Raw genomic sequence first — 23,421 nt, forward strand, 5'->3', positions numbered from 1 at the left:
GTACCCGCTGTGTGCCGGTCGGGCCAGGGCCTTCCCGGTCAGGGGCAGTTGAACTCGCACCATACGCACTTTCCGCCGCCGCGCGGTTCCACTCCCCAGACATCCGCCAGCCGGTCGACGAGCAGCAGGCCCCGGCCGGAGACGCCGGCCTCGCCCGGTTCGCGGCGGCGCGGCAGGCTGCTGGCGCCGTCCTCGACCTCCACCCGCAGCCGCCGTTCGGCGCCGTGCGGCATCCGGATGGTGACCACCGCCTCGCTGTCGGTGTGCAGCAGGGCATTGGTGATCAACTCATCGGCGACCAGCTCGATCTCCTCGGTGCGCTCGCCGGCGCCCCAGGCGCGGACCGCGGCGCGGATCATGTGCCGGGCGGCGGAGAGCCCCGCGGGGTCGGCCGGCGCGACGTGCTGCCGGAAGCGGCCCACCGTGTCGTGCTCGGGCGGACCGAGCCGGCGCAGCAGGAGCAGCGCCATGTCGTCCTCGCCCCGCCGGTCGTCCGCCGACTCGCAGAGCCGGTCGGCCAGTTGCTGGACGTCCTGCGGGCCGTCCCGGACCTCCCGGGCCAGTTGCCGCAGTCCGGCGTCCAGATCGGCCCCCGGTTCCTCCACCAGGCCGTCCGTGCACAGCACCAGGGTGTCGCCGGGCGCCAGGTGGACGGTGGTGACGGGGTAGTCCAGCAGCCGGAACTCGGAGGAGAGGCCGAGCGGCAGCCCGCCGGCCACCGGGAGCCGGCGGCAGATGCCCTCGGCGTGCCGCACCATGGGATCGAGATGGCCGGCCCGGACGAAACGGGCGGCGCCGGTGGTCAGGTCGGCGTCGACGTAGGTGCAGGTGGCGAAGCGGTCGGTGTCCAGTTCGTTGAGGAACGCCGAGGCGCGGGCCATCACGGTGGCCGGCGCGTGCCCCTCCGCGGCGTAGGCCCGCAGCACGATCCGCAGCTGCCCCATCAGGGCGGCGGCCTGGGTGTCGTGGCCCTGGACGTCGCCGATGACCGCGGCGACCCGCCCGTCCGGCAGCGGGATCACGTCGTACCAGTCGCCGCCGATGTGCCGGCCCATCCGGGCCGAGCGGTAGCGGACGGCGATCTGCGCCTCGGGAAAGCCGGGGATCCGGCGCGGCAGCATCGCCTGCTGCAGACCGGCGGCGATCTCGTGCTCCTGGTCGTAGAGCATCGCCCGGGCCAGGCTCTGCGCGATGCTGCTGCCCAGCGCGACCAGCACATTGCGCTCCTGGTCCCGGAAGTCGCTCTCGCGCGCGAAGAACAGCCCGATCACCCCGATCGGGCGGCCCTGGGCGATCAGCGGCAGATACGCGCCGGAGCCGACGTTAAGCGGCTCGATGGCCGGCCACAGCCGCGGATAGCCGGTGCGGAACTCCTCGCGGCTGCGCACGAACCGCGGGGTGAGGGTCCGCACCACCTCGCTCATCGGGAACTCGTCGCCGACCCTGGTGTACTCCAGGTCCGGGACGAAGCTGCCCGCCCTGCCCTCGGAGACCAGTCGGATCCGGCCGGCCTCGACCAGGCCGAGGATGATGTTCTCGGCACCCAGCCGGCTCAGCCCCTCCTCGTCGGCGAGGACGCCGATCACCTCGCCGACCGTGCGGGCGTGCGCCAGGGCGGCGGTGGTGCGCTCGACGATGCTGGTGTGCCGGCGGCGCTCCTCGGTGACCGCGAGCCGCTCGGCGGCCTGGGCGTACTCGTCGGTGGCGTCCCGGACCACGCCGATGACGCGGCGGGGCCGGCCGGTGGGGTCGCGGCGGATGCTGCCCTGGGCGTGCGTCCAGCGCAGCGCGCCGTCCCGGAGCCGGACCCGGAAGTAGGCGCCGTAGGAATGGCTGCCGTCCTTGAGCGCGCGGACCACCAGGGCGTCGAGCCGGGTCGCCTCGTGGCCCGGCACCCGGCAGCGGAGGGTCTCCGGACGGTCGTCGTACTCGGACGGCCGGAGGTCGAAAACCTCCAGCGCGGGCGGATCCAGATGCATCAGCCCGCTGTCGAGGTCCCAGTCGAAGCCGCCCATGCCGTTGAGGGCCAGGGTCAGGTCCGGGTGGGCGGGCCAGTCGTCCGGCACCGACACGGTGGGCCGCTTCGCTCCCCGGTCAGCCATGCCGTCACTGTGCCACAGTCAACCTCGTCCCGGCTTGTCCACCATTTGTCACCTCTCTCCCAGCGATTTCGCCATGTGTAGCCGACACCAGCCGCTGCCACCACAGCCTCGACCATCTCACCGAGCACGCCTGCCGGCCTCAGGGATCTCCCGGAACCCGTCCCGGATGCGACCCTGAGGACGTACCGTCCGACGCGCGAACGGAGATCAGGGCTGTGACCACGCAAGGCCATCACATCGAGATCAAGCAAGGCACCGAGCACGTCCGGGTCGCGGTGAACGGGCAGGTGCTCGCGGAGAGCCGGCGCCCGCTGCTGCTCTTCGAGACCGGTTGTCCGGTGCGCTACTACCTGCCCCCGGAGGATGTCCGCACGGACCTGCTGACCCCCTCCGCGACCCATACGGTGTGCCCCTTCAAGGGGACCGCCTCCTACTGGTCGCTCGAACAGGGCCCCGAGGACCTGGTCTGGGCCTACCCCGAGCCGCACGCCGGCGTCGCGGAGATCAAGGATCATTTCTGCTTCTACGAGGTGCAGTTGGCGTAGGTCCGCGACGGTGGCACCGTTCCACGGCGCACAATCGAAGGGTGAATGCCCCGGAGGACCCCCGACAGCCCACCCGGAACGAGGAGGACGGCGCCCCCGCGCCGCGCCCCCGTGACCGCGACGAGCAGGGGCGGGCTCGCAACGCCCGCCCCCGCGACGGGCTGGGCCGCCCGCTGCCCTACGGTTCCCCGGGCGTCGCCCGGCAGCCCGAGGGCGTGTCCCGTACACCGGACGAGACGCTGGCGGAGGCGCAGCGGCTGCTGGACGACGGGAAACCGTTCCATGCCCATGAGGTCCTGGAGGACGCCTGGAAGGCCGCCCCCGAGGCCGAGCGTGCGCTCTGGCGGGGGCTGGCCCAGCTCGCCGTGGGGCTCACCCATGCGGCGCGCGGCAATGCCACGGGCGGCGCCGCGCTGCTGGAGCGGGGCGCCGCGGCCCTCGCCCGGTATGCCGCCGCCGCGCCGTACGGCATCGACATCGACGGGCTGACGGCCTGGGCGCGTGAGCTGACCGGGCGCCTGGCAGGGGACGCCCCGGAGAACGGTGCGGCGGCCGGTCCGGTCCCGGCCGCCGGTTCGGCTCCCCGACTGCGGGGCCACGCCTGAGGACCACGGACCACCGCGCCGGCAGCCCTAGGGCGTGTCCGATGGGTCAGGGCCGGGGCCGCGACGCCTGGCACGGCACCTCGCCGCGTTGCCGAATCGTCCCGATAGCTCCGCTATCAGGCCGCTCCGGCGCCTTGCGATGCACCGCACCAGACGCCCCGGCCTATCCGACCCTGACCCATCGGACACGCCCTAGAAGTCCTCTTCCTCCTCCTCGTCATCGCGCCCGCTCCGGCCGACCGGTTCGGAGTGCGCCACGTGCTCGAAGCCCCAGTCCAGCAGCGCACCGGCCTCCTTGTAGACGCCGTTGGCCTCGCCCGACTGGGGGTTGAGCACGGTGGCGATCAGCGTGTGGCCGTTGCGGCGGGCGGCGGCGATCAGGGTGTTGCCGGCCTTGCTGGTGTAGCCGTTCTTGACGCCGATGATGCCGGGGTAGCGGGGCATTCCGTGCGAGCCCACCAGTATCCGGTTGGTGTTCTCCAGTTGGGCGGTGCCGCCGCCGGCGGCCGGGAAGGCGGCGCGGGCGGTGGAGCAGTAGCGGGCGAAGTCCTCGTTGGCTAGGCCGGCCCGGGCGAAGACCGTCAGGTCGTAGGCGGAGGACACCTGGCCGGGCGCGTCGTAGCCGTCCGGGGACTTGACCGTGGTGTCGTGTACGCCGAGCCGGTTGGCGGTCTGCTGCATCTCCCGGGCGGTGGCCGACCAGCCGCCGTTCATGGCGGCGAGGACGTGCACCGCGTCGTTGCCGGAGCGCAGGAAGACGCCGTTCCACAGGTCGGCGACGGTGTAGCTCCGTCCCTGGCGGATGCCGACGACGCTGCTGCCGGAGCCGAGTCCGGAGAGGTCGGCGGCGGTGACCTGGCGCACCCGTTTGGCGGAGAACTTGGGCAGTACGGTGACCGCGAAGAGGGTCTTGAGGGTGCTGGCCGGGGCGAGTTTGCGGTGCGGGTTCTTGGAGGCCAGCACCTTGCCGGAGTTGACGTCGGCGACCAGCCAGGCCAGGGCGGTGAGGTCGCGGCGCAGGTGACGGGAGTGGCCGGCGGGCTGACGTGCCGTCGACGCGGTGGCGCGGGCGGCGGCAGGTATAGGGGTCAGGGACATACCGGCGGCGGCGATAAGTACCAGCGCACCGGCCTTCTTGGACACAAGCGCGTCAATTGCCATGAGATCACGCTAAGAAGGGCCGGCGGTCGGCGCAGCGCGGGTGCGCCAGACGGGCCAAGGGGCGGTCGCCCGGCCTACGTGTCGCAGGGGTCTGCGCAGACGCAAAGAGGGACCCGCCCGGTGCGACGGGGGATGCACACCGGGCGGGTCACAGGACTTTTCTACCGCATGCCTGAACGGTTACGCATCAAAAACTTGTGCGTTCTCGGATGACCAGGCCACAGGCAGCGAAATCAGGCCACGCGCCCGGATGGTGCGGCGATGCCGTACGTCGTCCCGCGGCACGTCGAGGCGCAGCCCGGGGAAACGGCTGATGAGGGCGCCGATGGCGATCTCCGCCTCCATCCGGGCCAGCGGTGCGCCCAGGCAGTAGTGGATGCCGTGTCCCAGGGCGAGGTGGCCGGACAGGTCGCGGGCCGGGTCCAGCCGGTCCGGGGCGGGGAACCGGTGCGGGTCACGGTTCGCGGACGCGATCGAGAGCAGCACGCTCTCTCCGGCGGGGATGCGGACGCCGCCGATCTCCACGTCCTCGACGGGGAATCGGCGGATGGCGAGGGCGGCCGGCCCATCGTAGCGGAGGAACTCCTCGACGGCAGGCGTCACTTCGGCTGGATTTCGGCGCAACGCGGCGAGTTGTTCGGGGTGGTCGAGGAGGGCGAGGACGGCGTTGCCGATGAGCTGGACGGTGTTCTCGTAGCCGGCGAAGAGGATCAGGAAGGCCAGGGAGGTCAGTTCGTCCTCGCTGAGCCGGTCGGCGCCCGCGGCGCCGGTGGTGTCCGCGGCGTCGTCGCGGACCGCGATCAGGTCCGAGAGCAGGTCGTCGCCGGGTTCGGCGCGCTTGGCGGCGATCAGCGCGGTGTAGAACTCCAGCATCGCGCCGATCGCCTCCTTCATCGCCTGCGGGCGGCCGGGGTCGGGGGTGATGAGCGCGTCCGACCAGGCCAGGAAGTCGCGGCGGGACTCGGCGGGGATGCCGAGCAGATCGCAGATGACGGTGATGGGCAGCGGTCCGGCGTAGTCCGCGACGAGTTCCGCGCGGCCCTTCGCGGCCATGGCGTCCAACAGGCCGTCGGCGATGCGCCGTACGGGTCCGCGGAGCGCCTCGACCCGGCCCGGGGTGAACGCCTTGACGACCAGGCGGCGGATCCGGGTGTGGTCCGGGGGGTCCATGTTGAGCAGGTTGGCGTCGAGGGCGGGCGGCAGCGAGAAGCCGCGGTAATTGCCGGGCGTCGCATGGCGTTTGTCGAGCGAGAGCCGGGGGTCGGCCAGCGCGCTGCGGACGTCGTCGTAGCGGGTGACCAGCCAGGCGGGCTGCCCGTCGGTGCCGGTGATGCGGTGCACCGGGCCGGCTTCGCGGAGCGCGGCGAGGGCGGCGTACGGGTCGTCCAGGAGAGAGGTGGTGTCGAGGGGGGTGGTGTCGAGGGGGGGCGTCGGGCCGGTCTCGGCGGTGTTCTGCATGGCGTCCGAGCGTAGATCAACGGGTGGGGGCGCCGGGCGGCACCGGCCACGTGGGCCGGTGCCGCCGTGCGCGGAGCGGGAGGCCCGGACCCCCGTACCGGGCCACCCCGTCTTCGGGGTCGCGGTCAGCGGCGCAAGGTGGCGCTGCGCTGCCGCAACTCGATGAGCACGGTCTCGATCAGCGGCGACCGGTAGACGTCCGCGACCAGGGCCAAGTGCTCGTATTCGGAGGAGAGTTCGGCGGCCTCCCGGCCGTCGGCGACCACCACGCTGTCGGCGCCGTGGGCCGGGACATGGCCGACCGCGCGGTTCTCCAGGCCGCGCCGGAGGGCGGCCGCCTCGGCGACCGCGGCCAGTTGCCGGTCGTCCAGGGAGACCGCGCGGGCGCGCTCCAGGACGATGTCGATGGCGTCGGACTCGACGTGCCGGCGGATGCCGCGCTGGACGTCGCGGATCTCGGCCATCTGGCGGTTGGCGCGCCATTCCAGGTCGGCGAAGGGCCAGTGACCGGACCACCGGGAGCCGTCCATGGTGACCTCGGGGGTCTGCGCGGTGACGGTCCGCCACAGTGGCGTCAGGCGGCGCAGCCGGCGCCAGGCGGCGACGCGGGGGCCGGCCGCGGGCAGGCTGAAGCCGGTGAGGACGAGGATCGCGGCGACCGAGGCGCTGAGCGGGGCAACGCCGTTGGAGAGCCAGAGCGCCGGGTGCCCGGCCCACGACAGGGCGAATCCGACGACCTTGCAGGCGCAGTAGAGCAGGCCGAGCCAGCAGCCGGCGGCCAGCACCCGCAGTCCGCGGGCCAGCCAGGAGCCGCCGAGCCGGGCGGCGTAGCGCGGGCAGAGCGTGCCCAGGCCCGCCAGGCTCGCCCCGAAGATGGCCAGATACAGCACCAGGAAGACCATCACGCCGGGGGCGTCGGTGTAGGCGGTGGAGAAGTCGCGGGGGTGTTCCACGGCGTCCGGGCGGCCGACGGCGAAGCCGGTGACGGCCACCGCCCAGAGGAGCGCCACCGCACCGACCGCCGCGCGGGCCCTGGCGCGGGCCCGCGTCCGGGCCGCGTCGCCCTCGCCGGCCGTCCAGCGGAGCAGCAGCACCAGCGCCCCGGCGGCGAACACCACGACGGAGGAGTAGAGGAAGACCATGGCGAGGTTGGCCACGCCGACCAGCCGGTCGAATCCGCGGTAGAGGCTGGGCGCGGAGAAGAGGAAGACGGTGGCCACGCCGCCGGTCATCACGCAGGCCAGGCCCAGGTCGGTGTTGGAGCGGTCCCGGAACCAGGCGACGGCCTTGTAGGCGACGAGTGCCCAGGCGGCGGCCCCGAAGCAGAGGTAGACGACGTCAAACACCGGCTTCCCCCTTCGGTGCGCCGGCCTCCTGCTGGCGCCGGATGTGCTGGAGGGCGGGGCCCAGGGCCGCCGCGACCTCGGCGGCCGGTCCCTCCAGCGGGAGTTCCCGCTCCACCGCGGAGGGCACCACGTGCTCCATCAGGAGCGTGCCGAGCACCTCGGTCTCCCGCTCGGCGAGGTTGTCATAGCCGTGGTGCCGGGCGAAGCCCATCGTCAGACCCATCCGCCGCATGGCGGTGGCGACGTCGACGGACGGGGTCCACATCCGCAGCGCGTCCTCGGTGACGGCGGGGTCCTGGTCGTGGCCGAGGAGGAGGTGGCTGAGTTCGTGCAGCACGATGTGGGCCTGGTGCCAGGGGGAGGTCTTGAGTTCGTAGAAGACCCAGTAGCCGTCCTCGGTGGTGGCGGTCATGCCGGAGACCACGCCGCCCAGGCTCATCGGCACCAGGTGGACGGGCCGCTCCACCCGGGCCGCGACGATGTCGCAGATCCCCCGCAGATCGGTCGAGGCGGGCAGCCGCAGCTCCTTGATGAGCTGCTTGCACCGCCTGCGCATCTGCCCCACTCGCATGCTCGTCCCGTCCTCGTGTCCGGCCCGCCGCCAGGTAGTGAAGATCCGGTCGCGCTCAGCGGTCCGTGTCGGGCCGTGCGCCACGCCGATCACCACCCTGCTCCGGCGGGCCGTCCGGCAGGTTCATCTGCCGGCGGAACTGGGAGATGATCGTCGTCAGGCTGTCCTGGACCTCCGGGGGCAGCCCGACCGAGCGCAGTGCGATGGCGCGCACCCGCTGGTCCCGCATGGCGGCGAGGAACTTGACCTCCTCCTCCACCCGCGCGGCCTGCGGCTGCGAGAGGTCCCCCAGCAGATACCCGACGGGGACCGCGAAGAACTTCGCCAGCGCGCGCAGGAGCTCGGGGCTGGGGTTCGTCCGCCGTCCGTTGCGCAGCATCGACAGGTACTGCTCGGTCACCTTGACCCCGCCGTACTCCGCCGTCCCATGGCTGATCTCCTCGGCCACATGGGCGTTGGTGTACGGCGCGCCCGGCGGGTGCATGTGCGCGAAGAGGTGGTTGAGCCGTTCCGCGAGCACGCTGCCCTCCCCCTTGGCGCGGCTTTCGCCCCCCACTGTCATCCCCCGTTCCCCGAGTTGCCCCAACGAGCAGTTAAGGCCATCGCGACCACACCCCCATCCTGTCACGGCACGAACACCCCGCACCAGTCCACATACGGACAGTGAGGAGCACCGAACTTAACCGCGAGTTGAGTGAGGAGGCAACAACGGCACGCCGCTCGACGAGGCCCTCAAGCGGGCTGAGCTGGGACAGCAGGGTCGCCGCGGGCACTCCGGACGACCAATTGCCCTGCGGCTTCAGGGGCGAGGGCGGGGCCACCGGGGAGCGCGATTCCGCTCCAGCGCGTCACGACGCCGGCTTCCGGCCATCTTCCGCGGCCCCCGGCATCGGCGGGCAACGCGAAGAGGCCGTGTCGGAATTTTCCGACACGGCCTCTGACTCACGTTTCCGTAAGTCGGGACGACAGGATTTGAACCTGCGACCCCTTGACCCCCAGTCAAGTGCGCTACCAAGCTGCGCCACGTCCCGGTGCCCGACTCCCCGGGGAACCCCCCGGGCGGTCGTGCACGAGAACAATACCCCATGTCAGAGGGTGCGTGCTGCCATTTCCCGGCCGACGCCGGCAACGGGGCAGCCGGCGGGCGGGCGCGGCCACCGCACGGGCTGCCGCCGGCCGCCTGCGGGAGCGCATCGCCGGGTTCCTGGGCGCGCAGGCCGCCCCGGCGGCCGGAGGCGCCGGGCGGTGACGGGGGATCAGATGTGCTTGTCGAGCCAGGTCAGCAGGTCGTGCTGGACCTCGTCGCGGTTGGTCTCGTTGAGGATCTCGTGGCGGGCGTCCGGGTAGGCGCGCCAGGTCAGGTCGCGGATGCCGAGGTAGCGGAAGTCCTCCAGGAGTTCGTGGACCAGGGTCATCCGCTGGTGGCAGGGGTCCTGGTCGCCGACCGCGACATGGATCGGCAGGCCGCGCGGGACGCGGGCGAGGTGGGCGGGGTCGTTGATCTTGCGGATGGCGCGTACCCAGTCGAGGACGAGGCCGGCGCAGAACGGGAAGCCGCAGTCCTCGTCGGCGGCGTAGCGGTCGACCTCGGAGGTGTCCCGGGAGAGCCACTCGTAGCCGGTGCGGTGCGCGAAGGCGTCGTTGAAGGAGCCGAAGGTGCGCGGGAGGAACGGGGAGGGGTGGGCCCGGCCGTGCGCGGCGATCTCCGTCTCCAGTTCGGCCGTGGCGGCGTCGATGTCGAGGCCCGGCAGGGTGCGGAAGGTGCCGGTGAGGATCAGGCCGGCGAGGTCGGCGCCGTACTCCTGGGCGTAGTCACGGGCCAGCATCGCGCCCATGCTGTGGCCGAGGAGGACGAGGGGCAGGCCCGGGTGGGCGGCGGCCGCGCGGTCGCCGAGAGCCTTGAGGTCGCCGACGACGGCCCGCCAGGCGTCCTCGCCGGTCACCCCGCGGCCGCCGGTGGAGGCGGCGGTGGCGCCGTGGCCGCGGTGGTCGGAGGCGACGACGGCGTAGCCGTGGCCGGTCAGGAAGCGGGCGAAGCGGTCGTAGCGGCGGGCGTGTTCGGCGGCGCCGTGGGCGATCTGGACCAGGGCGCGCGGGGTGCCGGTTTCCGGGAGCCAGGTGTAGACGGCGATGCGGGCGCCGTCGTGGGCCTCGTGGACGTCCTGCTGCATGGTGCTCTCCTGGGGCGGGCGGGTGTCGTCGGTCGGGCCCACTCTGGCCCGCGGGGCAGCGGTTCGCCACGGGGCACGCGTAAGGACATGGCCCGCGGCCCGCCCGGCGTGAAACGATCAGGCGGTTCCGTGCCGGCACTGTGCCGCAACCCCCTTTCACAGGAGGATCGTTGGACACCGCAGACCGTCCCGAGCACGCTCCGATACCGCATGCGCCGCTCTCCCGCCGCAGGTTCCTCCAGGGCACCGCCTCGGCCGCCACCGCGGCCGGGCTGGTGGGCCTCGCGGTGCCCGCCGCCGAGGCCCTGCCCGCCGCACCGGCCGGCGCCCCGGGCGCGGGCGCGGCCACGGGCCTGTCCTTCGCGGCCGCCACCAACGGCGCCGCCACCCTCGCGCCCTCCGGTGACCGCCTGGTCGCCGAGGTGCAGAACGTCCTGTGGTCGCTGCCCCGCGCCGGCGGCCGGGCGCGGGCGCTGACCCCGCCCGATCTGGAGCCCACCCGCCCGGTGTTCTCCCCCGACGGCCGCCGCCTCGCGGTCTGCGCCTACCGCGGCGGGAACTTCCACCTGTGGGCGCTGGCCCCGGACGGTTCGGGGCTGACGCAGCTGACCGACGGCCCGTGGGACGACCGCGGCCCGTCCTGGTCGCCCGACGGCACCCGGATCGCGTTCGCCTCCGAGCGCGGCGGCGACGCGGTGAACGGGAGCCCGTACCGGTTATGGGTACTGGAGGTGGCGTCCGGCCGGCTGACCCGGGTGACCGGGCTGCCCGGCCAGGAAGGCCCCCATCAGGACGGCGCCTGGGAGGACTTCGACCCGTGCTGGTCGCCGGACGGCACGCGGATCGTCTTCGTCCGGGGCCGGCTGGACGGCCCGGCGCTGGTCTCCCGGACGGTGGCGTCGGTGCCCGCGGACGGGCGGGGCGCGGTGCGCACCGAGCACACCGAGTCGGCCGCGGCGCAGGTGATGGTGCCCGCACTGTCCCCCGCCGGGCGGCTGGCGTATCTGCGGACCACCGACCGCCCGGGGCCGACCTGCACGCTGGTGGTGGACGGCGCGGCGGTGGCGGTTGACGGCGATGTGGAGCCGGTGCCGCCGCGCTGGGTGTCGCGGGACGCGCTGCTGGTGACGGTCGGCGGGCAGTTCCGGATCGTCCGGCCCGACGCGCCGGAGCGGGCCGAGACCATCCCGTTCACCGCGCGACTGCCGGTGGACCGGCCGCGGTACCGCGTCAAGGACTACGGCTTCGAGTCCACGGCGGCCGGCCCGGTCCGCGGGATCCACCTGCCGGCGCTCTCCCCGGACGGTCGCAAGGTGGCGTTCGCCGCCCTGAACTCCCTGTGGGTGGCGCCCACTTCGGGCGGCGGCGCGCCGCGCCGGATCACCGGGGCGGCGGCCACCCGCTATGTGTCCGCGCCGAGCTGGTCCCGGGACGGCCGGGCGCTGGTGTACGCGGACGACCGGGACGGGCTGTTCGCGGTGCGCCGCCGGGAGCTCGGCTCCGGTGCGGAGACGGTGCTGGCGTCCGGCGGGCGGGTACAGCCGGCGCTGTCGCCGGACGGCGGGCGGCTGGCGACGCTGGACATGTTCGGCAATCTCGTCGTACGGACCCTGGCGGACGGCTCGGAGCGGTCGCTGGCGGCGCCGATGGGCGCGGGCGGGCTGCCGGGCCGGCCCAGTTGGTCGCCGGACGGCCGCCATCTGGCGCTGTGCGACCGCAACCGGCTCAACCACCGGTTCCGCGAGGGCTACAACGTCATCCGGATCGTCGACGCGGAGACCGGCAAGGACCGGCTGTACCAGGTCGCCGAGCATGTCTCGATCGCCGACCGCTACGACTCCGGGCCGGTGTGGTCGCCGGACGGGAAGTGGCTGGCGGTGATCGCCGAGTCGGCGCTGTGGGTGCTGCCGGTGCGGCCGGACGGGACGCCGGACGGTGCACCGCGGCAGCTGACCGAGGAGGCCGCGGACCATCCGTCGTGGTCCGGGGACTCGACGACGCTGCTGTACCTCTCGGCGGGGCGGCTGCGGCTGGTCGCGGTGTCCGGCGGGGCGGCGCGGACCGTTCCGGTCGCGCTGGAGCGGCGGCCGGCCCGGGCCCGGGACACCGTGGTGCACGCGGGCCGGTTCTGGGACGGCACCGGCGACACGGTCCGCGAGGACGTCGACGTGGTGGTGCGGAACGGCCGGATCACGGCGGTGGAGCCGCACCGGGCGTCCCGGGCGGGCACCGCCCGGCGGGTGGACGCCGCGGACCGGACGGTGCTGCCGGGGCTGTGGGACGCGCACACGCACCCCTGGCAGACGACGTACGGCGGCCGGCAGACCGCGCTGCAGCTCGCGTACGGCATCACCACCACCGTCTCCTGCGGCGGCTTCTCCTACGAGCAGGCGCGGCTGCGGGAGGCGCTGGCCGCCGGGGCGCTGGCCGGGCCGCGGCTGATGACCTGCGGTGAGCTGCTGGACGGCGGGCGGGTGGCCTACAGCATGGGCCGGGCGCACCGCACCGAGGCGGGGCTGCGGCGGTCGCTGGACCGGGGCGCGGCGCTGGACTGGGACTTCGTCAAGACCTATGTCCGGGCGCCGGGTTGGGTGATGGCCGAGGCTGCCCGCTTCGCGCACGAGCGGCTCGGCGTCCGCTCGGGCAGCCATCTGCTCACCCCCGGCATACAGCTGGGCCAGGACCTGACGACCCATCTCCAGGCCACCCAGCGGCTGGAGTTCGGGCACGCGGTGTCCGCCACCGGCCACGCGTACGAGGACGTGACGGACGTCTACACGGCCGGCGGGATGCACATGCTGGCCACACCGTTCTCGGCGTCGCCGCTGATCGGCGCGGATCCGGCGCTGGCCGAGGACGAGCGGGTGACCCGGCTGATGCCGCCGTGGGACAGCGCGGCGGTCCGGGAGAACGCCGCACACCGGCCGACGCCGGAGCAGCTGGCCGACATCGCAACCGAGGTGGCGGTCTACCGCCGGGTCCTGGACGGCGGCGGGCTGGTGGCGCTGGGCACGGACCAGCCGCTGGTGCCGGTGGGGCTGTCGCTCCATCTGGCGCTGCGGGCGCTGCACCGGGGCGGGTTGAGCGTCACCCGGGCACTGCGGACGGCGACCGTGCTGCCGGCCCGGGTGTTCGGCGCGGAGCGCGATCTGGGGACGCTGGAGGTCGGCAAGCTCGCCGACATGACGCTGGTGGACGGCGATCCGTTCCGCGACATCGCCGCGCTGGTGCGGACCTCGGCGGTAATCAAGGGCGGCCGGCTGTACGAGCAGCGGGCGCTGGTGGAGTCGTTCCCGGCGCCCGGTGGGCCGGCGCTGCGCGCGGCGCGGGGCACCGACTGGCTGGCGGTGGGCCGGCAGCAGCGCCGGGAGTCCTGCTGCGACGTCGGGCACTGACGGCCGGGGTGGTGTGGGGTGGCGCGGTTCCTGGACTTCCGGAACCGCGCCCCCCGCGCGCCCGCGGCCGGGGGGGGGCCGAGCCCTCCGCGCGCCCAAGTGTCCGTAGGAATGCGCCGGGTTGAGGTTTTACGCGATCCGTAGCGGGAGTTGCGACGAATATTGCACGCGGTGAGCGGGGGATCACTTTCCGGTACGATCACGGGCACCGCCCATTGCCGCCCCGAGGCGGCGAGCGGCCGGCACGCGGACGTCCGCGGAGGAGGGTCTCGTCTTGCATCGCTACTTCACCCACCGGCGCCATGAGGCACTCCGGCGCCGGGTACGGGATTTCGCCGAGCGCGAGGTCCGGCCCCGGATCGCCGAGATGGAGGCGAGCCGCGCCGTCTGCCCGGACCTCTCCCGGCTGATCGCCCGTCAGGGCTGGATCGGCGCGACGGTGGACCGCGCGTACGGCGGGATGGGTGCCGGGCATGTCGCCAAGACCCTGATCATCGAGGAGCTGTCGCGGGTGAGTGCCGCGATGGGCGCCATGGTGCAGGCGTCCCAGCTGGGTGTGGCGAAGATCGTCCACTTCGGCAGCGAGGAGCAGAAGAAGACCTGGCTGCCGGCGATCGCCTCCGGCGACTGCCTGCCGACCATCGCGGTCACCGAGCCGCAGTCCGGCGGCCATGTGCTGGGCATGGCCTCCACCGCGGTCCGCGACGGCGACGACTACGTCCTCAACGGCCGCAAGATCTACGTCGGCAACAGCCACATCGGCGATCTGCACGGGGTCGTGGTGCGCACCGGCGAGGGCTCGAAGGGGCTGTCGGCGTTCCTCGTCGAGTCCGGCACCCCCGGTTTCCGGGTCGGCCCGCAGCAGCCCGCGATGGGCCTGCACGGCTTCAGCTTCGGCGAGCTGTTCTTCGACGACTGCCGGGTGCCGGCGACACGCCTGCTGGGCCGGGAGGGCGACGGCCTGCCGGTGGCGTACTCCTCCAGCGTGCTGTACGGGCGGCCGAATCTGACCGCGGTCTCGCTCGGCATCCACCAGGCGGTGCTGGACGAGACCACGGCGTTCTGCACCGAGCGCCGCCGCTACGGCGAGCCGCTGGCGGAACTTCCCACCGTCAAGCTGAAGTTGGGACGTATCCAGTCCCGGCTGCTGCTCGCCCGGCTGTCCGCGTACCACGCGGTGCACCTGCTGGACGAGGGGCTGCCGTGCGACGCGGAGCTGATGAACGCCAAGCTGGTGAACGTGGAGTCGGCGCTGGAGTCCGCGCGGGACGCGATGGACATCCACGCCGCCTGCGGCCTCTTCACCGACCGGCCGGTGGAGCGCTTCCTGCGCGACGCGCACCACATCTTCGCGCCGGCCGGCACCTCCGACGTCCAGCTGCTGCGGCTGGGCGAGTTGGCGCTGGGCCAGGGCAAGGGCGAGTGGTCGGACCGGCTCGCCGAGCTGCTGCGGGCGGCGCCGGCGGAGTGGCGGGACGAAGAAGGAGGGGCCGGGGTGCCCGGAGTGCCCGAGGGCCGGGAGGCGCTGGTCCGGGTGTCCTGAGCGCCGGGCCCGCCGCGCCGCCGCCGGGTGCGGCCCCGGCCGGCCGTACGGGCCTCCGGGGCCGCGGGCGGGCCCGGTCAGGAGGCGTCGGCCTCCCGCTGCCGCTGCTCCATCTCGTGGATCTGCTCGACGAGTTCGGCGGCGAACGCCTTGATGGTGTGCAGACCCTCGCGGCCCCAGGGCCGGGGTTCGCGGTCGATGACGCAGACGGTGCCCAGCGTCATGCCGGTGTGGTCGATCAGCGGGGCGCCGAGGTAGGTGCGGATGCCGAGTTCGTCGACGACGGGGTTCCCGGCGAACCGCGGGTAGTCGCAGACGTCCTCCAGGACCAGCGCCTTGCGCCGCACCACGACGTACGGGCAGTAGCCGTGGTCGCGGGCCATGATCCGCTCCGGGCGGCCGCTGGGCGGCGCCGGGCCCAGCTCGACGGAGGTGTCGAGGTCGGGGGCGTACAGGCCGGCGAAGTACTGCTCGCGCTCGTCGATGAAGTTGACCATGGCATAAGGGGTGTTGGTGGCCTTGGCGAGTTTGCGGGCGAACGCGTCGAAGGCGGGCAGCGGGTTCTTGCCGATGCCCAGCTCGCGCAGCCGGGCGACCCGCGCCGGCGCCTCGTGGTCCTCCGGGGTGATCAGCAGACGCCTCGTCAGGTCGTCGTCCAGATAGGGAAGTTGGGAGGAGGGATAGCTGCGCCAGGACGGTTGGCGGGACGGGAAGGGGAAGCGCGCGGAGGGGACGTTCATGGCAGCTCCGGGGTGGCGGTGCGGGCGGGTGACGTGAGGAGGTGGCCGACGAGGGACACCAGGACCTGGGTGCCGGAGGCGCACTGCCGGGCGTCGCAGACCACGACCGGGACCTCCGGGTCGAGGTCCAGGGCGGCCCGGACTTCCTCGGGCGCATAGCGGTGGCCGCCGTCGAACTCGTTGACCGCGACGACGAAGTGGATGCCCCGCCCCTCGAAGAAGTCGACCGCGGCGAAGCACTGGTCCAGCCGTCGGGTGTCGGCGAGCACCACCGCGCCGAGCGCGCCGTGGGACAGCTCGTCCCACAGGAACCAGAAGCGGTGCTGCCCGGGCGTCCCGAAGAGGTACAGGACGTGGTCCGGGCCGAGGGTGATCCGGCCGAAGTCCATGGCGACGGTCGTGGTGGTCTTCTCGGCCACCCCCTCCAGGTCGTCGGTGCCGACGCTGATCTGGGTGATGAGCTCCTCGGTACTGAGCGGTTCGATCTCGCTGACCGCGCCGACGAAGGTGGTCTTGCCGACTCCGAACCCGCCCGCGACCAGGATCTTCACCGCGGTGGGAAAGGAATCGGCTCCGGGGTCCCCCGCGGGCCGGGGGTCAGAGTCGTTCACGAAGTCCATGCAGCACGGCCTCCAGCAGGGCACGGTCGGTACGGAAGGCGGGCCCGGCCGAGACGGCCGAGGGGGTTCGCGCGGTGAGCGCCCCGCAGTCGACGAGGTCGGCGAGGAGCACCTTGGTGACCACGGCGGGCAGGCGGATGTGCGCGGCGATCTCGGCGACCGGGACGGGCCCGTCGCACAGCCCCAGGACCCGGTCGTAGTCGGGGCCTTGGAGGCCGGCGGGCCGCCGCCCGGTCGCCCGCACCATGGTCATCAGGTCGAAGTGCGCCGAGGGGCGGGTGCGCCCCCTGCTGACGGTGTACGGGCGGACCAGCCGGCCCGCCACGTCGTCGACCAGGGGTGCGTCCGGACCGGGCGGCCGCTGCCGGCGGGGCAGGGCAAAGGTCAACGGCCACCCGCCGGGGCCTGGTGGCGCGGGGGCGTCGCCAGATACGGCCGGACGCTCTTGACCAGCATCCCCATCTCGTAGCCGAGCACGCCGGCGTCGGCCTCGCGGTCGGCGAGGACGGCCAGGCAGGCACCGGACCCGGCGGCGGCGACGAAGAGGAAGGTCTGCTCCATCTCGACGACGACCTGGAGGATGTCGCTGCCCTCCCCGAAGCGGGAACCGGCGCTGCGGGCAAGGGAGTACAGGCCGGAGGAGAGCGCCGCCATGTGGTCGGCGACGTCCGGTTCGAAGCCGTGGGATGCCTTGACGAGGCCGTCGGCGGACAGCAGGACGGCGCTGCGGGTGTGCGGTACCCGTTGGACGAGTCCGGTCAGCAGCCAGGAAAGGTCGGTGTGCTGGTTGCCGCGGTACTCCGTGGACGTCTGCGCGCGCACATCACTCACCATGGTCGGGGTCGTCTCCTCGGGGGCGGGCCATCGGGGCGTCGTGGTCGGGGGCGGGGTGCGGCTCGGGGTCTCCGGGTCTGCCGGTGCCGCCGCGCCGGCCCGGGGTGGGGGCGGGAGCGGAGGCGGGGTGGCCGGCGGCGGCGAGGCCGGCCGCGTAGCTGGGGTCGCCGCGGCTGAAGCCGCGCTGGTAGGCGGCCATCAGGTTGGGGTCGTGGAGGCGTTCGGGCCCGGTGCGGTCGGGTGGCCGGACCGGTCCTTCGCGCAGCTGCGGGGCGAGGTGGGCCTGCTTGACGCGGCGCGGCAGCCGGGGGCGGTCGGTGTCGTCGAGGGGCAGCGGCGGGGGCGGCAGCACCACCGGGCCGGGATCGGCGGGGTGGCCGCCGCGGGACGGGCCGTCGGGCGCGCCGGAGGTGTGCTGCGGGGCGGTGGCGGCGGCCTCGACGCTGGCGGCGGTGGCCGAGGCGGGGGTGCGGATGATGCGCCGGCGGGTGGGGACGGCGTCGGAGCCGGCGGGCAGCGCGCGGGCCGGGGCGGGGGCGGCGGCACCGGACGGGGCCGGTCCGGCGGTGACCTCCCGACGCTCGGGGGCGGACTCGAACCGGTCGCCGTGCGGCCGCCGGCCGCGTCCGGACGCCGGTTCGCTCTCCTCGTCCTCCATGCCGTCCGGGAACTCCTCCCGGGTCTCCGCCGAGTTGGCGCCCAGCAGCTCCGGCGGGATGATCACCACCGCCTGGACGCCGCCGTAGATGCTGCTCTGGAGCCGCACCAGGAGGCCGTGCCGCTGGGCGAGCGAGGAGACGACGTAGAGGCCGATCCGGCCGTCGTCGAGGAGTTCGGTGAGGTCGATCCGCTCGGGGTCGGTCAGCAGCCGGTTCATCTGCTCCTGCTCCTCGGCCGGCATGCCCAGGCCGCGGTCCTCGACCTCGACGGCGAGTCCCGCGGTGACGTGCCGGGCCCGCACCGTGACCGGCGTCTCCGGGTCGGAGAACTCGGTGGCGTTCTCGACGAGTTCGGCGAGCAGGTGGACGACGTCGGCGACCGCGTGCCCGCGCAGGGTGCCCTCGAAGGGCGACACCAGCTTGATCCGGGTGTACTGCTCGACCTCGGCGGTCGAGGAGCGGACGACCTCGGTCATGGTGATCGGGCGGGTCCACTGGCGGCGGGTGATGGCGCCGCCGAGCACGGCGAGGTTCTCGGCGTGCCGGCGGATGCGGGTGGCCAGGTGGTCGATGACGAACAGGCCCTTGAGCAGGTCCGGGTCCTCGACCTGGTGCTCCATCTCGTCCAGGGTCAGGATCTGGCGGTGGACGAGGGACTGGAGGCGCCGGGCGAGGTTGACGAAGACCTCCAGCTTCTGCTGGTTGCCGGTGGCGTCGCTGCGGACGATGCCCACCGCCTCGATGAGTGCGGCCTCGGCGGCCCGGCCGGTGGCGGCGACCTCGTGGGCGAGCCGGGCGAGGGAGTCGCCGCCGGGCTCCGGCAGCGGCTCGCGCTCCTCGCCGGGCCGCAGCCACTCGTCGTTGCGCACCCGGTCGAGGAGGTCGGCGAGGTCGTTACGGGCATGGGTGCACACCTCGCGCAGGCGGCCGTAGCGGTGTGCCAGGGCGCGGGCCTCGGAGTTCCCGACCAGGGCGCCGATCAGGACGATGCCGCAGACCACGGTGAGGCCGCCGGCCAGCACCGCCCATTCGCGGCCGGTGAGCCGGGCGCCGCCGCTGCGGACCACGAACGCGGCGACGCCCGCGCAGACCACGGCCACCAGCAGGGCGGGGACGGCGGCGAGGCGGACCAGGCGGGACCGTATGGCCGCGTCCGGGACCGGCTCCGGAGAGGCCGCGCGGCCCTGCCGTCCCCCATGGGACCGGGAAATCTCCCGGGACGTCTCGGTCCTCTGCGGGACAGCGGTAGGCATGGGCGCCCTCCGGATCGGCCGTTGGCAGTTCGCGGAGCACGCACGCTAGTTGTTGTGGGGGCGGAGTACGGTCCCTCTCCGGGGTTCGCCACCCCGCGCCAGCTCCTTGGGTAGGCACGACCCGTACGAGGGTGCGAAAAGATCCGAACTCCCGTACAGAAAGCGGATGTTGAGCCTCGCCGCAGGCGCCTCAGGCGCACCACGGCCCCCGCCTCACTACGGAAGTTCGGCCGACGCCCGTCGCACCGCACCGTCCGCCGGCCCCGCCGCCGCTCCGTCCGCCACCGCGGCGGCCCGAAGCACCGGACCCGCCGGCGGCCAGCTCGGCCAGCCCTGCACCGGCGGCACCGCCACCGCCCGCCACCACGGCTCCACGACCTGCTCGTCCGCGGGCTCGAACGGCCGGCCCGGCGTCGGCACGGCCACCTCCGCCCCGGCCCGGTACGCCGCCGCCACCGTCCGCTCCGCGGGCTCGGCCCAGGGATGCGGCGCGAGGTTGAAGGTGCCCCAGTGGATCGGCAGCAGCACCCCACGCGGCTCCCCGCCCTGCAGGTCGAGATGGGCCCGCATGCCCTCCTCCGGCGTCATATGGATGTCGGGCCAGAAGTCGGAGTACGCGCCTATCTGCACCATCGTCGCGTCGAACGGGCCGTGCGCCGCTCCGATCTCCCCGAAGCCGGGGAAGTAACCGGTGTCGCCGCTGTGGAAGATGCGGTGCTCGGGGCCGGCGACGACCCAGGAGGCCCAGAGGGTGTGCTGGGCGCCGCGCAGCCCGCGGCCGCAGAAGTGCTGGGCCGGTGTCGCGGTGAGGGTCAGCCCGCCGACCCGCGTCGACTCGTGCCAGTCCAGCTCGGTGATCCGCGCCGCCGGTACGCCCCAGAACTCCAGGTCGGCGCCGATGCCGAGCGGTACGACGAAGACCGCGCCGGAGCCGGCCAGGCTCTTGATGGTGGGCATGTCGAGGTGGTCGTAGTGATCGTGCGAGATCACCACCGCGTCGACCGGCGGAAGCTCCGCGAGCTCCACCGGCACCGGATGCATCCGCTTCGGCCCGGCCCAGTCGAACGGCGAGCAGCGCTCGCCCCACACCGGGTCGAAGAGCACCCGCTGCCCGTCGATCTCCGCGAGCACGCTGGAGTGTCCCATCCAGGTGATCCGCAGCCCGGAGGCGGGCGGGCGGCCCCAGTCCTCAGCGGTCGGGCGGTGCACCGGGATCCGCCCGACGGGCGCCCGCCGCAGCCGCCCCTCGCGGCTCAGCTGCGTACGGGCCATCGGCCAGGCGGCGCCGCGCAGCAGCTGCCGGGTGGGCGCCGGATTACGGAACTGACCGTCGACGAACTGCGGGGATCTGCGCATCCGCGCCAGCCGCTCGCCGGTCGGCTCGGCGCCGAAGCTCGCGGGGCGCAGCGCGGACAGTCGCGTGGCGCGGGGTCGGGATGCGGTCACGGCACCTCCATGGTCGGGCAGTCGCGAAGTGAACGGACCGCATCAACGCCGGGTTCCGGCGCCACCGGCCGCCGCGCGACGGCCGGCCGTGGCTCCGGCACCGGCACTCTCCGTCACAACAGCCCGCCCGCCCCCCGCATTCCCGGCCTCACCTTCCGGACACCGCCCGTTGCGGAAGCAGTGGCTGAATCCGGCCCGTACGACAGGTCACCTGTGACCGCCAGTTGACGACATCCGTTCAGGTGAACAGGCCGCCGCCAGCCCGGTCACGCCGCCTCCACCGCGGCCGGCAGGCAGGGCAGGCCAGGGCGGCGCGGGAGGAGGACGGTGCGCAGGAGGACGTGCGGGGTCATCAGGCGGGAGGGCGCGGCGGTCAGGCAGAAGACGTCGCGGAAGGCGGCGCCGACGACCGGGTCGATGGCGGCGCGGGCGGCGAGCCGGTCGAGGTACCACGTCGTCAGCCGCTCGCCGGGGCCTGCCTTGGTTGCCGTTCCGCGGACGTAGGGGCGGTCCGCGCCGACCGCCGCCGCCCAGGCGGTTTCGGCGGACCGGCTGATCGCCCGCTGGGCCCGGGCGAGGACGCCGGGCCCGAGACCGCCGGCGGCGTCGAGGGTGTCGCGTACGGCCAGCGCGCCGAGCGCGGCCACCGACATGCCCTGGCCGTAGACGGGGTTGAAGGTGCAGGTGGCGTCCCCGAGGACGAGGAGGCCGTCCGGGGCGGCACCGGGGCGCTCGTAGTGGCGGCGGCGATTGCGGGTGTCGCGGAAGCCGTGCACCGGCGAGACCGGTTCGGCGCCGGCGAGCAGTTCGTGGACGCAGGGGTCGACGGTGGCGCTGAAGGCGGCGAACTCCGCCCCGTCCGTGGGCGGGTGATGCCCGGGTACTCCGGAGAGGGTCAGCAGCCAGTTGCCGCCCTCCACGGGGATGTAGGCGGCGCCGCGCGGGCATCCGGGCCGGCCGGGGACGTTGACGCCCACCACCGGTCCGCCGTCCGGGTCGGTGGGGCGGTACATCCGGGTGGCATAGGCGAGGCCGGAGTCGACGGTCTCCTCGTGCGGTGCCTCGCGGCCCAGTTCGGCGTACCACCGGGGCGTGCGGGAGCCGCGTCCGGAGGCGTCGACGACCAGGTCGGCAGCGAGCGTGCGGACCGCCCCGGCGGTGCGGTCGCCGTCGCGGGCGCGGACCTTGACGCCGGTGACCCGACGGGCGTCGCCGGTGAGGCCGACGGCCTCGGTCGCCTCCAGCACCTCGATGCGGGTGGCCGGCCCGGCGGCGGCCAGCGCCCGCTCGCGGACGACGGCGTCCAGGACCGGCCGGGTGACGCTGAGCGTGGGATGCCTCCGCTCGTCGAAGCGGCGCTGCCAGCCGGTGGGCGTACGGGTGACCAGATCGCTCGGCAGATACAGGCTGCGGGCCCCGGCCCCGGTGAGCGCGGCGACCGTGCCGGGCAGCAGCCGGTCCAGTGCGCGCTGCCCGCCACTGAGGAGAAGGTGCAGGTGGCGGGCTTGTGGTACGCCCTTGCGGAAGGCGTGGCCGGCCGGATAGCGGTCGCGTTCGACGACCGTGATCGCCTCGACGTGGCCGCGCAGGGCGGTGACGGCGAGCATTCCGGCGAGTCCCCCGCCGATCACGAGAGCGGTCCGCCCGCGCCCGGTGTGCTCCACCATGCGTACTCCTTCACCCCCGGCCGTCCCGCCCCGCGGCTGGCCGTCCTCCCCGTCCCGGGACCTGATCGCTGGTCCGCCTCAGCCTCCGCGCCCGGGCGCGCCCGTGTCAACGCTCCGGCGGGGTCGGCCAGGAGCCGGTCGGGGGCGGTGGCGTCCCGGCCGCCCGGCCCCTCCCCCGCGCGTCGCGCCAGTCCCTAACATCCCGATATGAGGCGACTGTGCGTCTAGACTCCCGACGGCGGGCGCACCGCGGCCGCGGCCGCTCCCACCAGCACGGGAACCCTCTCACCAGCAAGGGATTCAGGGACGCTTGTGACCTTCCAGCAGGTATCTGAGCCATATGACGTACTCGTCGTCGGCGGATCGGGCGTGGACACGATCGTGCGGGTCAGTGCGCTGCCCGTACCATCCGCCGACAGCCATGCGGTGCCGCCCATCCGCGAATGGGCCGGGCACACCGGTACCGGGGTCGCGCTCGGCTGCGCGGCGCTGGGACTCACCACCGGATTCGCGGACTTCCTCGGCGACGACCCACCGGGTGCCCTGGTCCGCGAGCGGCTGGCCGGCAGCGGTGTGGACTTCCGCCCGCTGACCTCCCCCCACGGCACCCGACGGGCGGTCAACCTCGTCTCGCCCGACGGCCGCCGGATGTCCTTCTACGACGCGCGCGACCCGCTCGACCTGCGGATGCCGCCCGAGCACTACCTCCCGCTGCTCCGCCGCACCCGGCACGTCCACCTCTCGATCAGCCACTTCGCCCGCTATCTCTTCGACGACATCGAGGCGCTGGGCATCCCCGTCTCCACGGACCTGCACGACTGGGACGGCCTGACCGAGCACCACCGCGACTTCGCGTTCCGCTCGGATCTGGTCTTCCTGAGCACGGCGGGGGCCGGCGAGCGGATCAGCTCGATCATGCGGGAGATCCTCCGCGAGGGGCGCGCCCAGGCGGTGATCGCCACCGCCGGCGCGGGCGGCGCCTACCTCCTCACCCCCGAGGACCGCACCCCGCGACTGGTGCCGGCCGCCGTACCGCCCGGCCCCGTCATCGACAGCAACGGTGCGGGTGACGCCTTCACCTGCGGTTTCCTCTACGGCCGGCTGTCGGGCCGGGACCTGGAGGAGTGTGCCCGGCTCGGTGCCGTGGCGGGCGCCCATGCCTGTACGGCGGCGGGCACCCACACCGCCCTCGCCGGACCGGACGACCTCGGAGCCGCCCCGCCCGCGCCGCCCCCGCTGCCCGCCGCCGAGCCCGAGGTCTCCCCCACCGGGGCATAGCCCTCGTCCGCACCGCGGCACCGGTTC

19 protein-coding genes and 1 tRNA gene are annotated in these 23,421 nt (G+C 74.0%); 5 read left to right on the forward strand and 15 right to left on the reverse strand.

The features are described from left to right. Nucleotides 1–38: 38 nt before the first annotated feature. Nucleotides 39–2,102, reverse strand: coding sequence for a SpoIIE family protein phosphatase (locus ACRAS8_RS05160; protein ID WP_438484586.1), 2,064 nt, complete (start codon nucleotides 2,100–2,102; stop codon nucleotides 39–41). Nucleotides 2,103–2,317: 215 nt separating this feature from the next. Here ACRAS8_RS05160 and ACRAS8_RS05165 point away from each other — a divergent pair, with 215 nt between their 5' ends. Together ACRAS8_RS05165 and ACRAS8_RS05170 are read left to right on the forward strand one after the other, a co-directional pair. Next, the gene (locus tag ACRAS8_RS05165; protein WP_438484587.1) at nucleotides 2,318–2,647 is read left to right on the forward strand and encodes a DUF427 domain-containing protein; all 330 of its coding nucleotides are present in this window, start codon (nucleotides 2,318–2,320) and stop codon (nucleotides 2,645–2,647) included. A 41-nt stretch (nucleotides 2,648–2,688) separates the two neighbouring features. Continuing rightward, nucleotides 2,689–3,252 (forward strand): DUF309 domain-containing protein, encoded by a 564-nt coding sequence (locus ACRAS8_RS05170; RefSeq protein ID WP_438484588.1) that lies wholly within the window; start codon nucleotides 2,689–2,691, stop codon nucleotides 3,250–3,252. 192 nt (nucleotides 3,253–3,444) lie between these two features. On the opposite strand, the gene ACRAS8_RS05175 is transcribed toward ACRAS8_RS05170, so the two are convergent. From ACRAS8_RS05175 to ACRAS8_RS05205, 7 genes are all read right to left on the reverse strand, one after another. Continuing rightward, on the reverse strand, nucleotides 3,445–4,413 hold the full coding sequence (locus tag ACRAS8_RS05175) for a D-alanyl-D-alanine carboxypeptidase family protein (RefSeq protein ID WP_438484589.1): 969 nt from the start codon (nucleotides 4,411–4,413) through the stop codon (nucleotides 3,445–3,447). A 180-nt stretch (nucleotides 4,414–4,593) separates the two neighbouring features. After that, entirely contained in the window at nucleotides 4,594–5,871 is a 1,278-nt protein-coding gene (locus ACRAS8_RS05180) for a cytochrome P450 family protein (RefSeq protein ID WP_438484590.1), read from the reverse strand. 125 nt (nucleotides 5,872–5,996) lie between these two features. Next, complete coding sequence (locus ACRAS8_RS05185; protein ID WP_438484591.1) at nucleotides 5,997–7,217, reverse strand: MAB_1171c family putative transporter; 1,221 nt, start codon at nucleotides 7,215–7,217, stop codon at nucleotides 5,997–5,999. Beyond that, nucleotides 7,210–7,782: a hypothetical protein gene (locus ACRAS8_RS05190; RefSeq protein WP_438490346.1), complete on the reverse strand. Its 573-nt coding sequence runs from the start codon at nucleotides 7,780–7,782 to the stop codon at nucleotides 7,210–7,212. The genes ACRAS8_RS05185 and ACRAS8_RS05190 overlap by 8 nt, the downstream gene beginning before the upstream one ends. 61 nt (nucleotides 7,783–7,843) lie before the next feature. After that, entirely contained in the window at nucleotides 7,844–8,350 is a 507-nt protein-coding gene (locus ACRAS8_RS05195; protein ID WP_438484592.1) for a helix-turn-helix domain-containing protein, read from the reverse strand. Nucleotides 8,351–8,745: 395 nt separating this feature from the next. After that, a tRNA-Pro gene (locus ACRAS8_RS05200) sits at nucleotides 8,746–8,819 on the reverse strand. 225 nt (nucleotides 8,820–9,044) lie between these two features. Beyond that, the gene (locus ACRAS8_RS05205) at nucleotides 9,045–9,959 is read right to left on the reverse strand and encodes an alpha/beta fold hydrolase (RefSeq protein WP_438484593.1); all 915 of its coding nucleotides are present in this window, start codon (nucleotides 9,957–9,959) and stop codon (nucleotides 9,045–9,047) included. Nucleotides 9,960–10,129: 170 nt separating this feature from the next. Here ACRAS8_RS05205 and ACRAS8_RS05210 point away from each other — a divergent pair, with 170 nt between their 5' ends. Both ACRAS8_RS05210 and ACRAS8_RS05215 read left to right on the forward strand, forming a co-directional pair. After that, nucleotides 10,130–13,354, forward strand: coding sequence for an amidohydrolase family protein (locus ACRAS8_RS05210; RefSeq protein WP_438484594.1), 3,225 nt, complete (start codon nucleotides 10,130–10,132; stop codon nucleotides 13,352–13,354). Between the two features lie 274 nt (nucleotides 13,355–13,628). Then, nucleotides 13,629–14,897, forward strand: a complete 1,269-nt coding sequence (locus ACRAS8_RS05215; protein ID WP_438484595.1) for an acyl-CoA dehydrogenase family protein — start codon at nucleotides 13,629–13,631, stop codon at nucleotides 14,895–14,897. Nucleotides 14,898–14,974: 77 nt separating this feature from the next. On the opposite strand, the gene ACRAS8_RS05220 is transcribed toward ACRAS8_RS05215, so the two are convergent. The 7 genes from ACRAS8_RS05220 to ACRAS8_RS05250 form a co-directional block, all read right to left on the reverse strand. Further along, nucleotides 14,975–15,637: a GAF domain-containing protein gene (locus ACRAS8_RS05220; RefSeq protein WP_438484596.1), complete on the reverse strand. Its 663-nt coding sequence runs from the start codon at nucleotides 15,635–15,637 to the stop codon at nucleotides 14,975–14,977. Then, nucleotides 15,634–16,257: a GTP-binding protein gene (locus ACRAS8_RS05225; protein WP_438484597.1), complete on the reverse strand. Its 624-nt coding sequence runs from the start codon at nucleotides 16,255–16,257 to the stop codon at nucleotides 15,634–15,636. Before ACRAS8_RS05225 ends, ACRAS8_RS05220 begins: the two co-directional genes overlap by 4 nt. Next, nucleotides 16,235–16,645 (reverse strand): DUF742 domain-containing protein, encoded by a 411-nt coding sequence (locus ACRAS8_RS05230; RefSeq protein ID WP_438484598.1) that lies wholly within the window; start codon nucleotides 16,643–16,645, stop codon nucleotides 16,235–16,237. Before ACRAS8_RS05230 ends, ACRAS8_RS05225 begins: the two co-directional genes overlap by 23 nt. Beyond that, nucleotides 16,642–17,091, reverse strand: coding sequence for a roadblock/LC7 domain-containing protein (locus ACRAS8_RS05235; protein WP_438484599.1), 450 nt, complete (start codon nucleotides 17,089–17,091; stop codon nucleotides 16,642–16,644). Before ACRAS8_RS05235 ends, ACRAS8_RS05230 begins: the two co-directional genes overlap by 4 nt. After that, nucleotides 17,081–19,003 carry a sensor histidine kinase gene (locus ACRAS8_RS05240; RefSeq protein ID WP_438484600.1) on the reverse strand — a complete coding sequence of 641 codons (1,923 nt, stop codon included), beginning with the start codon at nucleotides 19,001–19,003 and terminating at the stop codon, nucleotides 17,081–17,083. The genes ACRAS8_RS05235 and ACRAS8_RS05240 overlap by 11 nt, the downstream gene beginning before the upstream one ends. Before the next feature lie 216 nt (nucleotides 19,004–19,219). Next, a complete protein-coding gene (locus ACRAS8_RS05245; RefSeq protein ID WP_438484601.1) occupies nucleotides 19,220–20,449 on the reverse strand; it encodes an MBL fold metallo-hydrolase in 1,230 nt (409 codons plus the stop codon). A gap of 266 nt (nucleotides 20,450–20,715) precedes the next feature. Beyond that, nucleotides 20,716–22,116: an NAD(P)/FAD-dependent oxidoreductase gene (locus ACRAS8_RS05250; protein WP_438484602.1), complete on the reverse strand. Its 1,401-nt coding sequence runs from the start codon at nucleotides 22,114–22,116 to the stop codon at nucleotides 20,716–20,718. 369 nt (nucleotides 22,117–22,485) lie between these two features. Here ACRAS8_RS05250 and ACRAS8_RS05255 point away from each other — a divergent pair, with 369 nt between their 5' ends. Then, the gene (locus ACRAS8_RS05255) at nucleotides 22,486–23,394 is read left to right on the forward strand and encodes a carbohydrate kinase family protein (RefSeq protein WP_438484603.1); all 909 of its coding nucleotides are present in this window, start codon (nucleotides 22,486–22,488) and stop codon (nucleotides 23,392–23,394) included. Nucleotides 23,395–23,421: the final 27 nt, after the last annotated feature.

This window comes from Streptomyces sp. S186 (assembly GCF_051603415.1).
Lineage (GTDB): Bacteria > Actinomycetota > Actinomycetes > Streptomycetales > Streptomycetaceae > Streptomyces.